The sequence below is a fragment of the Hyphomonas sp. genome (assembly GCF_016125515.1).
Classification (GTDB): domain Bacteria; phylum Pseudomonadota; class Alphaproteobacteria; order Caulobacterales; family Hyphomonadaceae; genus Hyphomonas.
This window is the reverse complement of record NZ_WGLO01000011.1, coordinates 58,998-74,027: the sequence shown is the minus strand read 5'-3', so window position 1 is coordinate 74,027 and position 15,030 is coordinate 58,998. Positions and strand designations below refer to the sequence as shown.

Annotated in this window: 10 protein-coding genes; 4 read left to right on the top strand and 6 right to left on the bottom strand. The window is 65.1% G+C overall.

The genetic code is table 11. The features are described 5' to 3' along the window. Positions 1-84: 84 nt before the first annotated feature. The 3 genes from ftsA to GC148_RS10595 are packed head-to-tail and all read right to left on the bottom strand — an operon-like array spanning position 85 to position 3,172. Complete coding sequence (ftsA, locus tag GC148_RS10605) at positions 85-1,395, bottom strand: cell division protein FtsA (protein ID WP_291070721.1); 1,311 nt, start codon at positions 1,393-1,395, stop codon at positions 85-87. Continuing rightward, positions 1,395-2,276 carry a cell division protein FtsQ/DivIB gene (locus tag GC148_RS10600; RefSeq protein WP_291070720.1) on the bottom strand — a complete coding sequence of 294 codons (882 nt, stop codon included), beginning with the start codon at positions 2,274-2,276 and terminating at the stop codon, positions 1,395-1,397. Before GC148_RS10600 ends, ftsA begins: the two co-directional genes overlap by 1 nt. Further along, a complete protein-coding gene (locus tag GC148_RS10595) occupies positions 2,264-3,172 on the bottom strand; it encodes a D-alanine--D-alanine ligase (RefSeq protein ID WP_291070719.1) in 909 nt (302 codons plus the stop codon). Before GC148_RS10595 ends, GC148_RS10600 begins: the two co-directional genes overlap by 13 nt. Before the next feature lie 253 nt (positions 3,173-3,425). Between GC148_RS10595 and GC148_RS10590 the strand changes: the two genes are divergently transcribed. Next, positions 3,426-5,492: a TonB-dependent receptor plug domain-containing protein gene (locus GC148_RS10590; protein ID WP_291070718.1), complete on the top strand. Its 2,067-nt coding sequence runs from the start codon at positions 3,426-3,428 to the stop codon at positions 5,490-5,492. On the opposite strand, the gene murB is transcribed toward GC148_RS10590, so the two are convergent. Together murB and GC148_RS10580 are read right to left on the bottom strand one after the other, a co-directional pair. After that, positions 5,489-6,421 (bottom strand): UDP-N-acetylmuramate dehydrogenase, encoded by a 933-nt coding sequence (gene murB, locus GC148_RS10585; RefSeq protein WP_291070717.1) that lies wholly within the window; start codon positions 6,419-6,421, stop codon positions 5,489-5,491. The genes GC148_RS10590 and murB overlap by 4 nt on opposite strands. Before the next feature lie 45 nt (positions 6,422-6,466). Then, entirely contained in the window at positions 6,467-7,036 is a 570-nt protein-coding gene (locus GC148_RS10580) for an EF-hand domain-containing protein (RefSeq protein ID WP_291070716.1), read from the bottom strand. A 216-nt stretch (positions 7,037-7,252) separates the two neighbouring features. Between GC148_RS10580 and GC148_RS10575 the strand changes: the two genes are divergently transcribed. After that, positions 7,253-9,694 carry a PAS domain-containing sensor histidine kinase gene (locus GC148_RS10575; RefSeq protein WP_291070715.1) on the top strand — a complete coding sequence of 814 codons (2,442 nt, stop codon included), beginning with the start codon at positions 7,253-7,255 and terminating at the stop codon, positions 9,692-9,694. A 14-nt stretch (positions 9,695-9,708) separates the two neighbouring features. Here the strand turns inward: GC148_RS10575 and GC148_RS10570 are convergent, their stop codons facing one another. Then, positions 9,709-11,022, bottom strand: coding sequence for a dicarboxylate/amino acid:cation symporter (locus GC148_RS10570; RefSeq protein WP_291070714.1), 1,314 nt, complete (start codon positions 11,020-11,022; stop codon positions 9,709-9,711). A 112-nt stretch (positions 11,023-11,134) separates the two neighbouring features. Between GC148_RS10570 and hrpB the strand changes: the two genes are divergently transcribed. Together hrpB and dacB are read left to right on the top strand one after the other, a co-directional pair. Next, complete coding sequence (gene hrpB / locus GC148_RS10565) at positions 11,135-13,579, top strand: ATP-dependent helicase HrpB (protein ID WP_291070713.1); 2,445 nt, start codon at positions 11,135-11,137, stop codon at positions 13,577-13,579. A gap of 22 nt (positions 13,580-13,601) precedes the next feature. After that, complete coding sequence (gene dacB, locus GC148_RS10560; RefSeq protein WP_291070712.1) at positions 13,602-15,026, top strand: D-alanyl-D-alanine carboxypeptidase/D-alanyl-D-alanine-endopeptidase; 1,425 nt, start codon at positions 13,602-13,604, stop codon at positions 15,024-15,026. The last annotated feature ends 4 nt before the right edge of the window (positions 15,027-15,030 follow it).

The window sequence follows — 15,030 nt, the reverse complement described above, 5'->3', positions numbered from 1 at the left end:
TTTTCGTCTGCGTCTGCCGGGCTGGCTGAGCGCCGAACATGCGCGCTCGCCGCTAAAAAACGCTTAAGTGGCCGCAAATAGGCGTCAGAAATTTTCCTTGAGCCAATGCAGGACCGCGTTTGTCCATCCCGGGCTTACGCCGGCCTCTGTTTCCAACGACGACGCACCAGCCCGCGCGGCGTCTGTGAACCCCAACTCAGGATACAATAGCAGCCCGGAAGCCGTTGAAAAAGCTGGTGTTGCCAGTTGTTCGCCTAAAGATTCAGCAAGGACCGGTCGTCCGAGGCGGATTGGCGTCTTGAGTATGCGGCTGGCAACTTCGCGAACGCCGGGCAGTTGGCTCGCGCCGCCGGTCAGCACCACGCGCTGGGGCAGAACCGTGCGCACATCGCTCTGGGCGAGAAGGTTTGCGGCGAGCTCGAAGATTTCCTCAATGCGCGGCGCAATGATGCGGGCGATCTCTCCGCGCTCCAGGCGCGAGGCATGCAGGCGGCCATCGTCGCCGAGGCGAGGGGCCTCGATGCGTTCCGCCAGGCCGGGGCCTTCAAGATCGGCGGTGCCGAAGACGTTCTTCAGGCGCTCGGCGGCGGCGAACGTGGTGCCGATGCCTTGCGCGATGTCTGCGGTGACGTGTGCGCCCCCGGCCGGCACCAGGCCAAGCCAGGCGGGTGAGCCGTGAAGGTAGACCGAGACGGCCGTGACGCCGGAGCCGAGATCGATGCAGACAGCGCCGTTCTCGATCTCGTCTTCGATGAGTGTGCCGGCCCCGCTGGCAATTGCGGAGGGCACAAGCTGGCGAACGCCCAGATGTGCGCGGCCGACGCATTCGACGAGATTGTTCACCACGGCGCGCGGCGCGGACACAATGGACATTTTCACGCTGAGCGACCCGGCGATCATGCCGACCGGTTGGCGCACGCGGCCGGCGGCCTTGTCGATCGTGTAGACGACGGGCCAGGCCGACAGGATCTCTTCCTGGCGTCCACCGGAAGTCTGCGCAGCGCGCGACAAGGCCTGCGTATGCAGGCGGCGCACGTCTTTCGCGGTGACGACGCGGCCGCTGATGTCGACCGTGGCCGAGACGAGGCGCGAGGACAGCTTGGGTCCGGTGATCCCGAGAATAACCTCGGTGATGGGTTCACCGGCTTCGCGCTCGGCATCCTCGACCGCAAGGCGGATCGAGCGCTCGAGGCCTTCCATGTCGGTGATCGTGCCGCCGGCAAAGCCACGCGTCTGCTGGCGTCCGGCGCCCAGGATTGTCATCCGGCGCGGATTGTCCGTATCCGGACGGGCGATGAGACATGTGGTTTTCGAACACCCGATGTCCAGCGCAGCGACGGTGCCGGTGGGGCGGCCGTTAAGACGGGCAAGGCGCTTGGACGAGAGTTCGGACATCAGATGGTCTCATTGCCCTCGCGGTGATCTTCGGGGGCGGGTTCGGCGGCAGGGGCGTCGGCGAGGCGGAGATAGACGCGGCCGCGGCTGCGCAGGTCGATCATTTCCAGCGGACGCTGGGTGAGCGCGGTGCGAACCTGCAGCTTGGCGAGGCGCTGGATGGCCGGCTCAAGCGCCGGATCTTCCGGCAGGCGAACCGTGACGCCGTTGATGAAACGCATGTCCCAGCGGCGGTCGCCGATGCGCGTGGCGACAGCGACGCGGCCGCTGATGTCGGGGGCAGCGGCGAGGGCCGCCGCCAGTTTCGGGGCCGCTTCCGGAGCGCCGAGTCCGGCGAGACGCAGCAGGTCGGGATGATCTTCAGCATGCGCGCCGGGCAGAATGCGCCCGAGGCCGTCGACGACCTGCCATTGGCGGCCGTCATGCCACAGCGCCACGGGGTCGGCCGCGTCGGCGAGGATCACGATTTGGCCTGGCCATAGACGGTGAACGCGCACGTTCAGCACCTTGCTCGTCGCCTCGACGCGGCGCCGGATCAGGTGCGGGTCAGCGCGGAACATGTTTTCGCCAGGCTCGATCATCGCCGCGGCGCGGACTTCGTCGGCAAGGGCCGGATTGTCTTCGAGACCAAGGACCGAGACGTCCTTGACGTCGATGCCGACCACACGGGCGGTGTCATCGACGAAACCGCCAAAACGCGTGCCGATCTGCGACATCGATCCGCCCATCCAGGCGGCGGTGGCTACGAGAATGGCGACCAGCATCACGATGCCGAAGATCACCGAAGAGACGCGGACTTCTTCGCCCGTGGCTTCGTCGATGATCGTCGCCGGACGGCGGCGGCCGGAAGGGACTGTCTGGTTTCGCGCTATCTTTGGCATGAGGCGTCCTCGATCATCCAGGCGACGAGGTCCACGAAACTCATGCCCACATGCGCGGCCTGCTCGGGGACGAGCGAGGTCGGCGTCATGCCGGGTTGGGTGTTCGTTTCGAGGATCACGAGCCGGTCCTTCTTTTCGTCGTAGCGGAAGTCAGATCGTGTCGCCCCGCGGCAGCCAAGCGCCAGATGAGCCTTGAGCGATGCGTCCATCGCTGCCTTGGTCACGTGCGCCGGCAAGTCTGCGGGGATCACGTGCTGCGATCCACCAGCCGCGTATTTTGCATCGAAATCGTAATAGTCCCTTAAGGTCGTGATTTCGGTGACGGCCAGGGCGCGGTCGCCCAGCACGGCGACGGTCAGTTCGCGACCGGGAATGTATTCTTCGGCCATCAGATAATCGCCATAACGCCAACCCTCGCCCATCAATTCCTGGGGCGGGCTGTTGGTGCCCTCACGCACGATCAGCACACCGAAGCTGGAGCCTTCATTGACCGGCTTGATCACGTAGGGCGGTTTCAGAGCGTGTGCGGCCGCGGCTTCGGCGCGGGTAACACGGCGATCTTCCGCCACATCAAGGCCAGCCTGACGGTAAACGGCTTTCGATTTCAGCTTGTCCATTGCGAGCGCGGAGGCAAGCACGCCAGAATGGGAGTAGGGCAGACCCATGATCTCAAGCAGGCCCTGGACGGAGCCATCCTCGCCCCAGGGACCGTGCAGGCCGTTCAGCACGGCGTCCGGCCTGGCCTCGGCGAGCTGGCGGGCCAGCTCCCGCGTCGCATCGATCTCGACGACATCATAGCCCGCCTGACGCGCCGCTTCGGCCATCTGGCGTCCGGACGAGAGAGAAACCGGCCGCTCGGACGACCAGCCGCCATAGATTACCGCCACCCGTTTCATGCGAACTCCTTCTGAGACCCGTTCCGCGCGTCATCGCCTGTGATGGAACGCTGCGGTGAACACGAGCTTAAAGGGCAGGCTGCGGCGGCTGTCTGGCGGAATTCCGCCGGATTACAGAAAAAATATCTTCTGGCGCACGAATTAGGATTGACTACATGAGTAGTCATTATTGATAAGCGGAAAATCGATAATGAAAAACGGCATAAGACGGGGCTTGGTTGAAGCTTGCGGTGGTGCCCGAGGAGAGCATTGAATGCCGCTGCCACGTATCGCATCCGCAAGTTTCGCCGCCCTTGTGATGGCGGGCCAGAGCGGCGCCTGGGCCGAGACCGAGCTCCCGGCGTCTCCAAACGAGACGACCCGTACCGAGTATTTCCCGGAAGACTTCATCCAGTACTCGCCTGTCAGCGCACTGGACATGGTGCAACGCCTGCCCGGCTTTGCGATCCAGAGTGATGACAGCGGCAATCGCGGCTTCGGCCAGGCGCGCGGCAACGTGCTGATCGACGGCCAGAGGGTTTCGGCCAAGTCCAATGGCGCGGAGGCCGCGCTCGGCCGGATTTCGCCGGCGCGCGTGGTGCGCATCGAAGTGCTCGACGGGAACCAGACCGACATTCCGGGCCTGTCCGGCAAGGTCGTCAATGTGGTGACGGACGGAAAAGGCGCGCTGGACGGCAGCTGGAGCTGGAAGACCCGCATTCGGGAAAACCTGCCACCGTCCTTTAACGACCTGAACCTGACATTGTCCGGCGCCAACGGCGCGCTGAGCTGGACCTTCGAGGCTGACAGCAGCCCGGGGCGCGGCGCCAATGCGGGCTGGCGCGATATCTGGGACGGCACCGGCACGGTCATCGAACGGCGCGACGAAGACATGACCGTGATCGAAGACAATGTTTCGCTTTCTGGCTCCCTTGCCTGGAAGCCGGCCAGTGGTCTCGTTGCGAACCTGAATGCCAACCTCGCCAGCGAAGAGTCTGACCAGAAGCAGATCTCGAAGACCTTCCCGGTCGGTGGGCCGGAAGGACGCCGCTTCTTCTACAGTTCGGAAGACGAATGGAACGGTGAGCTCGGCGGCGACATCGAATTCGGTGCCGGCCCCGGCCGCCTGAAGTTCATCGGACTCAGCCGGTTCGAACACAGCCCGTTCGTTGACTATTTTTCGTCCGGCAATCTCGACGGGACGAGCGCGTTCGAACAGCGCTTCCTGCAGACGGTGGATGAAGGCGAACAGATCCTGCGCAGCGAATACGGGTTTTCGACCGGCAAGGGGCGCGACTGGCAAGTCTCGCTTGAGGGCGCGTTCAATTTCCTTGAGGCCGAGAGCCGCCTTCTCGAGGCGGCAGGTGGTGATCCGCTCACGGAGATTCCGCTCGACCTGTCCAATTCCCGTGTCGAGGAACGCCGGGCCGAGATGATCTTCACGCATGGCCGGCAGCTGACACCGAAGCTGAACCTGCAGGTTTCAGCTGGCGCGGAATATTCCGAACTGTCCCAGACCGGCGATGCCGAAAACAAGCGGGCCTTCACGCGGCCGAAAGGTCAGGCGAGCCTGTCCTGGCAGCAGAGCGAGACGTTGAAACTGGTGACCCGGGTGGAGCGCCGTGTCGGCCAGCTCGACTTCTTCGACTTCATCTCATCTGTGAACCTGGAGCAGGAAAACGGCTCGGACGGCAACCCCGAGATCGTTCCCAGCCAGTCCTGGCGGTTGTATCTGGAAGCCCAGAAGGATTTCAAGGACTGGGGCGCCACAACGACCCGCCTGATCTTTGTCGATCTTGAAGACGTGGTGGATCAGGTGCCGATCGGCACCGGTTCTGGACCCGGGAATATCGATACCGGCAGCCTGTTCGGCATCGAGACGCAATCCACGCTGAAACTGTCGCGGTTGGGGTTCAAAGGCGCCGAATTTACCTTCAATGGCAGCTATTATGACACCGAAGTCGAGGATCCGCTGACCGGTGCCCAGCGCGCAATCAATTCCCATCTCATCTATGAATACAGTGCTTCGCTTCGTCAGGATATTCCGGGTACGGATTGGGCCTGGGGCGGATCAGTCGAAGGTTACAAGTCCGAGCCGGGCTATCAGCTGAACCAGGTCTCACTCAACAGCAATGAGCCGGCCTTTGCGCTCGCCTATATCCAGAACAAGGATGTGGCGGGAATGACGGCGACGTTTACACTCGGCAACCTCTTCAACCAGCGCGACAAGACCTGGCGCGCGGTCTATGCGCCGGATCGCAATGGCACGGTTGTGCGCAGCGAAAAGTTTGCGCGGGCCTTCGGGCCGATCGTGACTTTCGAACTGAAGGGCACGTTCTAGGCGGGCTGGAGGCGCCCGATGCGGCGTACTTCCCAGCGCAGGCTGACACCGGAATGATCGAGCACGCGGGCGCGTACGAGTTCGCCCAGCGCTTCAAGATCGGCGGCGGTGGCATCGCCTGTGTTGATCAGGAAGTTGCAGTGCAGCGGTGAGACCTGCGCGCCGCCGACCTTCAGGCCCCTGCATCCGGCGGCGTCGATCAGTTTCCAGGCTGAACGCTGATCGGGCGTGCCCGGAGGGTCGGGATTGGCGAAGGTTGATCCGGACGTCTTTTCCCGGATCGGCTGGGTCTCGGCGCGGCGGGTCTGGAGCGCTTCGATTTCGACGGCGATGGATGCCGGGTCAGCAAGCCCGGCGGCGCGGAGCACAAGCCGTGTCACGATGAAGTCGTCCGGCAGGTCCGAATGACGATAGCTGAATTCGACCGGCGTATGGCCTTCGCCATAGATCCGGCGTTCACCGCTGCGCGTGATGCCTTCGAGGCGCACCAGCACGTCTTTCAGTTCCCGGCCATAGCAGCCCGCATTCGTGCGGGTTGCGCCGCCAAGTGAACCGGGAATGCCGGAGAGGAATTCGAGGCCGGTCATGCCATGCTTGCCAGCGGCCTTGGCGACCGCGAGGTCGAGTGCGCCCGCACCGGCGGTCAATTCCAGCTCGCCGGTCTTCATCACTTCGCCCCAGGCGCGTCCCATCAGGCGGATCACGACGCCCGGGATGCCGCCGTCGCGGACGATCAGGTTCGATCCCACACCCAGCACCGTGATGGGCACCGACGGATCCAGCGCGGCGACGAAGGCGGACAGATCGCCCGCATCTTCCGGCAGGAAGAGCACATCTGCCGGTCCGCCGACGCGAAACCATGTGTAAGGCGCCAGCGCTGCGCCGGGGATGAGCTTGCCACGCGGTGTCGGATAGGAGGGGAGGGTCATGCCGCCAGCGGGGTCGCCTGACTGGCCCGCCCTGTCAAGCGCCACTCAGTTCCAGTCGGCCGCGACACGGCTACCGGGATTGCCTGGGGGCGGTCCAGGCGGACGGCGGTCCTCGCCGCGTTCGGGCCGGGGCTCGGGCGCGGACAGGCGGGCCATTTCAATGACGCCATCATTGTCCTGATAGTTGGCAGCCAGCTGCACGATCACGCCTTCGAACTCCTCGAAGGTCACGACCCGGTCCAGGTTGGGGTCAAACCGGACCGGATTGGTCAGCGTATCGTCACGGGTGGGTAGCTTTGCCGCCCAATCCTGTTGCTCGAGCGCGCCAAGCTGGCCGTCGCCGTTCGCGTCAGCATCCAGAAAGGCCGCGCGGGTCCCCGCCGCCAGCTCTTCGGCTGAAATGCGGCCGTCCGAATTGGCGTCGAAGCTGGCAAACAGGCCGCCCCCGGGCACCAGCCGGTCCAGCTTGCGGTGGGCAGCGGCGGTATCAGGCTTCACCAGTCCCTGGCCCGGCAGGCGCACCAGATCATCGGTGCCGTCTTCGGCCTGTGCATTGACGGGGAGCGCTGCAAACAGGGCAGCAGCAGCAAGGATTGGCAGCAAATTGCGACGCATGGAACGGGGACTCCTGAGGCTTGCCAATGGTTACCCTAAGCGGGTGTGGCGCATTTGCAACACTCTGCAGCAGCGCCGGAACCGGGTTGAACACAGCCTCGCAGGCCGAGAATTAACCCTGCCTTAACGGTCGCGACGTCAATCGTTAACCAGTATAAACTTGTCCGAGTCGTGCGCGTGCGGCGCGGGGCGCGGGCATGGAAAGGCGACGGTCCGATGAATCCTGAACAAGTGCCGGTGATCATGGCGGTCGGCACCGCCATGTTGGCGCTCGGAGCGCTGCTCTGGGCTTTGCGGGTTTCGGACGGTGCGCGCGGCGCCGCCAAACGTTACCGGGACCTCGCGGGCGAACGCGAGACCGAGAATGCGGCGCTGAAATCCGTACTCGGGGCCCATCCGGGCGTGATCCTGGTCTGGCAGGGCGAAGCGCTGGAAGTTGAAGGCGACGAAATCACGCCGCCGGACGTCTTCGGATCGTCGGTCGCTTTGGCCGGCCTGCTCAGCTTTACCGATGCGGCCATTTCCGAGAATCCGACCGTTCGTATCGTCGAAGGCATCGCCGATCTGGAGGCGCGCGATTCAGCGGGCCAGGATACGACGCTGCGCATCCGGCTGCGCGAGTTGCGCGAGCAGGGCCATCCGTTCTCGCTGACCATCATCGGGCCGTCCGGCCGCTTCCTCGAGGCCGACGGGCGCACGGCCGGCGCCCGCGCCGTCGTCTGGGTCACCGACTCGACCATCAAGGGACTCGAAGAAAGCTCCGCGCGCGGAAAGTTCGAAGAAGCCCGCCAGGTCATCGCCCGCGACCCGACCGCGTTTCTCGACATGCTGCGCAAGGCGCCGTTCCCTGCCTGGCGCGTGTCGGGCATGGGCCGTCTGCAATGGGCCAACCCGGCCTATCTGGCTGCCGTCGATGTCTCCAGCCTCGACCGCCTGCTGGAAGAGCAGGCGATGCTTGACCAGGCCGTTGCCGAACAGGCCCGCAAGACGATTTCCGACGGGCAGGAGCACGACGAGACACGCCATATCGTCATCAAGAGCGATCGCCGCGCAATGCGTGTGCTGACATTCCCGCTATCGGGCGGGGCAGGGGCGATGGCGTTCGACGTCACCGCGCAGGAGAATGCGCGCGAAGAGCTGAACCGCCACGTCAAAGCCCATGATGAAACGCTGAACCATGTGGCCGATGCAGTTGCGATCTTCAGCGCAGACCGCAAGCTGACCTTCTACAACAAGGCGTTCCGCGACATGTGGGACCTTGAAGAAGCCTTCCTTCTGGACCGCCCGACGCACGGCCAGCTGCTGGACCGCTTGCGCGAGCGCCGCAAGCTGCCGGGCCGGCCGAACTATGCCGAGTGGCGCGCCGAGGAGATATCCTACTATCTCGACCTCGATGGTACCAAGGAAGACAAGTGGCCGCTGCCGGATGGGCGCACGCTTTCAGTGACGCGCCAGCGCCACCCGATGGGCGGCCTGCTTCTTCTGTTCAAGGACATTACAGTCCAGCTCGACCTGCAGACGCGCTTCAATGCGCTGATCAAGACGCAGCGTTCGACGCTCGACAACCTGCACGAAGCTGTGGCCGTGTTCGGCAGCGATGGCCGGCTGCGCCTGCACAACCGCGCCTTCGAGCGCGTTTGGGACATTCCGCCGGATGTCCTGAAGGACACGCCGGACTATGACGATGTCGTCAAGGCCTGTGTTCCGCTGTTCCACGATGCGGAAATCTGGGAAGCGATGAAGGTGCACATCACGGATCCGTCGGCACCGGCGCGTCAGGCCACGACGGGCGAGATGCGCCGCTCCGATGGTTCGCTACTGACCTACATCACCAACCCGCTGCCGGATGGCAACACGCTGATCGCCTTTGCCGATGTCACCGCAACGCGGCGCGTGGAGTCGGCCTTGCGCGACCGCGCCGAAGCGTTCGAGGCGGCCGACCGGCTGAAGACCGAGTTCGTGCGCAATGTCAGCTATCAGCTGCGTTCGCCGCTGACGACGATCTTCGGCTATGCCGAGCTTCTTGAAACGCAGCGCAACGGATCGCTTACCGAGCGCCAGGCCGATCACGTCCGCGCAATTCTGTCGGCGTCCGATCACCTCAACAAGCTCATCGAGAACATTCTCGACCTCGCCCTCATCGAGGCAGGACGGATGGATCTCGATCTCGATACGGTCAATCTGGATGACCTCATCACCGAAGGCATCGAGATGGTCGTCTCCAAGGCCGAGGATACCGAAGTGTCCGTGCGGTCGGAGATCCATGGCAAGCTGGGCACGATCCGTGCCGACGCGCGCCGGATCAAACAGGTGCTGTTCAATCTCGTGTCCAACTCGCTGCGCTTCACTGAAGCGGGCGGCGAAGTTGTCGTGTCGGCCCAGCGTGTGGGCGACATGGTAACCCTCAGTGTACGGGACAATGGTGTCGGCCTCGAAGCCGACAAGCGGGCCACGAGCTTCGACAGTTTCGTCTCCGGCGATCAGCGCGGCGCCGGTCTCGGCCTGGCGCTGGTGAAACATTTCATCCACCTGCACGGCGGCACGGTCGGCATGAAGCCGGTCGATGGCGGCGGGCTCGAGGTGACCTGCTGGCTGCCGGCTCAGGTGCCCGCCACGTTGTCACACAGCGCCCACCACCCTGAAGGCGCCTCGCTCTAGGAGCAGCGTGCGGATCAGACCCGGTCGGGCGCACGGAACACATCCTCGTCCAGCTCGCCTTCCCATTTCGCAACGGCCGTAGCGACCGCGAGGTCGCCGGTGACGTTTGTCACCGTGCGCATCATGTCCAGGATCCGGTCGAACGGGAAAAGCAGGGCGATGATCAGCACGGTCTGTTCGGGCGTCGCGCCCACGATGCCGAGCGTGGTGGTCGCGAGCAGCAAGCTCACTGACGGCACGCCCGCCGTGCCGATCGAGACCAGCGTCGCCATAAGGATGATCGTCACATACATGCTCGCTGTGACCGGTATGCCGAGGGCCTGAACCGCGAACAGGGCGATGAGGCCTTGATAGAGCGCCGTGCCGTCCATGTTGATCGTCGCGCCGAGCGGCAGCACGGACGACGCGACTGGCTTGCCGATGCCGAGGTTCTTGGTGGCGCAGGAGATCGTCATCGGCAGTGTGGCGTTCGATGAGGAGGTTGAAAAGGCCAGCGCCTGCGCATCCACCGCGCCCCGGAAGAAGGGCAGGACCGGCAGCCGGATGATGCCCTTGATGATGAGACCGTAGGTGATCAACATGTGCAAAGCGCAGGCGATGTAGAGCGACGCTGTCATCTTGCCGAGCACGGTCAGCACGCCGAGACCATACTGGCCGAGCACCCAGGCCATGAGCGCGAACACGCCGATGGGCGCCGTTTCCATGACGATCAGCGTCATCTTCATGACCGCCTCGGAGGCGCTGTTGAAGATGTTCTCCAGCGGTTTGCCCACTTCGCCGGACAAAAGGATGCCGATGCCGAGCAGGATGGCGAAGAAGATGATCTGCAACACATCGCCCTTGGCGAGCGCTGCGACCGGGTTGTCGGGAATGATCGAGAGCAGCGTGCGCATGAGCTGTTCGCCAACGCTGCCGGCCGGCGGATTGGCGGCCAGCTTGGCGCGCGTCGATTCAAGGTCTGCCGGGCTGGCCATTGTCGTGTCGAAGCCGGCGCCCGGTTGGATCAACGTGCCGATCAGAAGGCCGAAGCTGATCGCGATCACTGTCGTGCCCATGTACATAGCGAGCGCCCGGCCGCCGAGGCTGCCGAGCTTCTTGGGATCGCCCATGGCGAGCACGCCGGAGACCAGCGTGGTGAAGATCAGCGGCACCACGAGCATCTTGATGAGGCTGATGAAGGCATCGCCGATCGGCTTGGCCCAAGCATTGACGTTGGCCGCGGCGGCGTCTGTGCCGAGCGTTTGGCGAAGCACCAGGCCCAGCGCGGCGCCCAGCACCAGGCCCATCAGCACCCGCTTCCACAAGTCGATCCCGAACCAGAACTTCATCCATCACTCCCGCAGATTAGAGGCGCGAACCGTAGGGGGGTGATCGGCTCAAGGCAACCTTGGGCGGGGCGATCCTTGCCAGCCGGGTCCGAGGCGCCCTATGCCAGCGTCGATGATATCTGCGTCCGCACCCCTTCCGATTGACGATGTCCTGCCGGCGATCCTCGACGCGCTGGGCGCCGGCAACCGGCTCGTGCTGGCGGCGCCGCCGGGGGCGGGCAAGACCACCCGGGTGCCCCTTGCGCTGGCCGGCCTGCTCGGCGGGAAGGGGGTGATTGCCGGGCGTATCCTGATGCTCGAGCCGCGCCGGATCGCGGCCCGGATGGCGGCAGAGCGGATGGCGTCGGGCCTCGGCGAGCGGCTCGGCCAGACGGTGGGCTTGACGACGCGGGTAGACCGCAAGGTCTCGGCGGCCACGCGTATCGAGGTGATCACGGACGGCCTGTTCACGCGGCGCATACTCAACGACCCCGAACTGAAGGACGTCGGCGCAGTCCTGTTCGACGAGTTCCACGAACGGCGTCTCAATTCCGAGCTGGGGTTGGCCCTGGCGCTCGACGCTCAGGGCGCCTTGCGGGAGGATCTCCGCCTGCTGATCATGTCGGCAACGCTGGATACGGGCGCGGTGGCCCGTGTCATCGGCGCGCCGGTCATCGAAAGCGAAGGCCGGCAGTTTCCGGTCGAAACGCGCTATCTCGGACGCTCCGGTGATCGGATCGAAGACCGGATGCCGAAAGCCATCCGTCAGGCGTTGCGTGAGCAGGAAGGGTCCATCCTTGCTTTCCTTCCCGGTGCGCGGGAGATCCACCGTACGGCCGATGCTCTATCTGATCTCGGGCCGGATGTACTGGTCGCGCCGCTGTTCGGCGCCTTGTCGCCGGCCGAGCAGGATGCAGCCGTTTCGCCCGCACCGGCCGGCAAGCGCAAGGTCGTGCTGGCCACCGATCTGGCGGAAAGCGCGCTCACTATCGAAGGCGTGCGGATCGTCATCGACTCCGGTCTTGCGCGGGTCGCGGAAGAGGACGCAGGCGGCCTTGGCACACGTCTCAGCACGGTGCGGGCCTCGCGCGCCTCGGTCGATCAGCGACGCGGCCGGGCGGGGCGAACCGCGCCGGGGATCTGTTACCGCTTGTGGGATGAAGAGGCCACGCGCGGCCTAAATGCCGCGCCCGTGCCGGAGATCCTCGCTACCGATCTTTCAGGCCTTGTTCTGGCGCTTGCAGAATGGGGGGAACGCGATCCGTCGAAACTCGTCTGGCTCGATGCGCCGCCACCCGGAAAATACCGCGCCGCTGAAGCCCAGCTTCTGACACTTGGCGCGTTGGACGCAGCCGGCGCTTTGACGCCGAAGGGGCGCGAGATGGCGCGCCTGCCGATGGCGCCGCGCCTTGCGGCGCTGATCGCGTCCGCGCCGGGCGCGCCGGAGAAGGCGCTGGCCGCAGAAGTGGCGGCGCTGGCGGGCGAGCGCGGGATTGGCGGCGATTCCAGCGATTTGCGGGACCGGTTGCAACGGTTTCGTGCCGATAACGGCCCGCGTGCCCGCAGCCTGAAGGCGCAGGCCGCCAGTTGGGGCGGCGGTGCCAGGCCGGGCGGTGACCTCGCGCGCCTGCTCGCATCCGCCTGGCCGGATCAGGTCGCGCGCCGCCGGCCGGGATCGGACGGAGCGTACCTGATGGCGACCGGACGTGCGGCAACCCTTCCGGGAACGGATGGTCTGGCAAAGTCCGAATGGCTCGTGATTGCCGATCTCGGGGGCGCTTCACGGGAACCGCGCATTTCTCTGGCGCTGCCGGTCTCGGAGGCGGAGGCACTGGCGAGCCAGAACGTGGTCACAGAAGATCGCGCGGCTTTTGATCCCAAGACCGGCAAGTTCACGGCGCGGCGGGTGAAGGCGCTTGGCGCTATCGTGCTTTCGGAATCGCCGCTTCCGAAACCTTCGGCCCAGGCTGCGGCCGATGCCATGCTGGCCGGCGTGGAGACGGGCGGCTTCGCTGCCCTCGGCGCGGCCGACGCCGTGGAGGAAACACTCGGCCGCCTGCGCGTGCTAGCGGCGGCCGGCCTCATCGAAGCGCCTGTGAAGGATGCCGCGCCGCTGATCGCGTCCGCTGCTGATTGGTTATTGCCGATGTTGCGGCGGAAGGGCGCGTCAGTTCCGTCGCCGCAGGAGGTGCGCGATGCGCTGATCCAGTCCTTCGACTGGCCGGCGCAGGAAGCGCTGCGCCAGCATGCGCCGCTTCACCTCGACCTGCCCTCCGGCCAGACAGCGCGCGTCGACTGGCTCGATCCGCGAGCCCCGCTGGTTTCAGCGCGGGCACAGGCCTTCTACGGGCTGACCGAACATCCGAAAATCGCGGCGGGGCGCGTGCCGGTGACTGTGGAACTGCTCTCGCCGGGCATGAAGCCGGCCGCGACCACGCAAGACCTCGCCCGCTTCTGGGGTGCCGGCTACAAGGACATGGCCAAGGACATGCGCGGTCGGTATCCCAAACATGACTGGCCGGACGACCCCGCCAATGCGCGCGCCCATGAAGGCCGCACGAAGAAACGCCTGACATGATCCGAGGCAAAGGATGGCTAAGATGATCCGCAACCCGGTCTGGCAAGGCGCGCTTCTGGGACTTGGCCTGATCGTATCGGCCTGTGTCTCTGCGCCGGCCGCGCCAATCAAAGCGTCGCCACCTGAAGGCGTACGCCTCGGCGTTCACATCACCACGCTTGACGGTGAAATTGTCTTCTCTGATCGCGCAGCCGAGCGGTTCATGCCCGCGTCGAACACCAAACTGTTCACGGCGGCCGCGATGTTTCGCTACGTTCCCGGCCTTGAGCAGTCCGATCCGGCGCTCGGCACGTCCTTGCAACGTCTCAAAGGGGAGGGCGATGCGCCGCCATCGCTGGTGTTGGTGGGCGCCGGTGACCCCGCCCTGCGCGATGGGGCGGATTGCGAAACCAATTGTCTCCATGAACTGGCGGACGCCGTGGTCGCGCAGGGCATCACCCGCATCGCCGATCTTTATGCGGACGATGCGGCCTTCCCGCATGAGCCCTGGGGCATGGGCTGGAGCTGGAACAACCTGCCTTTCTATTTCGGTGCTCCGGTGTCTGCGCTGACGGTCAATGGCAACGCGGCTGCGCTGGTAGTTCGCCCCGGACCGGAAGAGGGTGAGCCGATCCTTGCAGTCTGGGCTGAAGGCGACGATCTGTTGGACGTCGTGAACGACGCCGTGACAGGGCCGCCGGGCAGCGAGCAGACCCTGAGCGTCCTGCGCCTGCCCGGAACGCGAACGGTGCGCCTGTCTGGAAACCTTGCAGTCGATGCCGCGGGCCGGAACTTCTTCCTGAGCGTGGAAGATCCTGCAGCCAGCGCCGCAGAACGCTTCGCCCGCCTTCTGGCTGCACGCGGCGTCGTTGTCGAAGGTGTAATCAAGGTCCGGGCACGGAGCGATGCGCCGATGGTCGGCATCGAGATCGCCCGCCTGACGCCGCCACCCCTGATCGATGGCGTCGCCTATCTGATGAAGGACAGCGACAACCTCTACGCCGAGACCCTGCTGCGTCTTCTGGCGCGGACGATGGGCGGTGACGGGGCCGAAGACGGGCTGGACGCGGTCCATGCGATGCTCGACCCGTTGGGAATCGGACGGGCCGAAGTCGAACTTTTCGACGGCTCAGGCCTCTCGCCCTACAACCGCATCACCCCGGCCGCGACCGTGACGTTTCTCCGCTGGACGGCCAACCAACCCTGGGCCGACATGTTCCGCGCCACCTTGCCGGTGGGCGGCCGCGACGGTTCGCTCAAACGTCGGTTTCGTGGCACGCCGCTTGAAGGCCGCATCTTTGCCAAGACCGGCGCGGTGCAGGGCGTCAATGCGCTATCCGGGTTCATGGAAGCGTCGAGCGGACAGACACTCGTCTTCTCCGTGATCGCCAATGAGCGCCCGGCAGATGCAGACTCGGTCATCCCTGTCATCGACAGGTTGCTTCTGGATATTGCCGCCGCGAATTGAGGCG

Bases quoted from the DNA above. Each gene is read 5' to 3' on its own strand.
- ftsA (WP_291070721.1), bottom strand. From the start codon at position 1,395: ATGTCCGAACTCTCGTCCAAGCGCCTTGCCCGTCTTAACGGCCGCCCC.
- GC148_RS10600 (WP_291070720.1), bottom strand. From the start codon at position 2,276: ATGCCAAAGATAGCGCGAAACCAGACAGTCCCTTCCGGCCGCCGCCGT.
- GC148_RS10595 (WP_291070719.1), bottom strand. From the start codon at position 3,172: ATGAAACGGGTGGCGGTAATCTATGGCGGCTGGTCGTCCGAGCGGCCG.
- GC148_RS10590 (WP_291070718.1), top strand. From the start codon at position 3,426: ATGCCGCTGCCACGTATCGCATCCGCAAGTTTCGCCGCCCTTGTGATG.
- murB (WP_291070717.1), bottom strand. From the start codon at position 6,421: ATGACCCTCCCCTCCTATCCGACACCGCGTGGCAAGCTCATCCCCGGC.
- GC148_RS10580 (WP_291070716.1), bottom strand. From the start codon at position 7,036: ATGCGTCGCAATTTGCTGCCAATCCTTGCTGCTGCTGCCCTGTTTGCA.
- GC148_RS10575 (WP_291070715.1), top strand. From the start codon at position 7,253: ATGAATCCTGAACAAGTGCCGGTGATCATGGCGGTCGGCACCGCCATG.
- GC148_RS10570 (WP_291070714.1), bottom strand. From the start codon at position 11,022: ATGAAGTTCTGGTTCGGGATCGACTTGTGGAAGCGGGTGCTGATGGGC.
- hrpB (WP_291070713.1), top strand. From the start codon at position 11,135: ATGATATCTGCGTCCGCACCCCTTCCGATTGACGATGTCCTGCCGGCG.
- dacB (WP_291070712.1), top strand. From the start codon at position 13,602: ATGATCCGCAACCCGGTCTGGCAAGGCGCGCTTCTGGGACTTGGCCTG.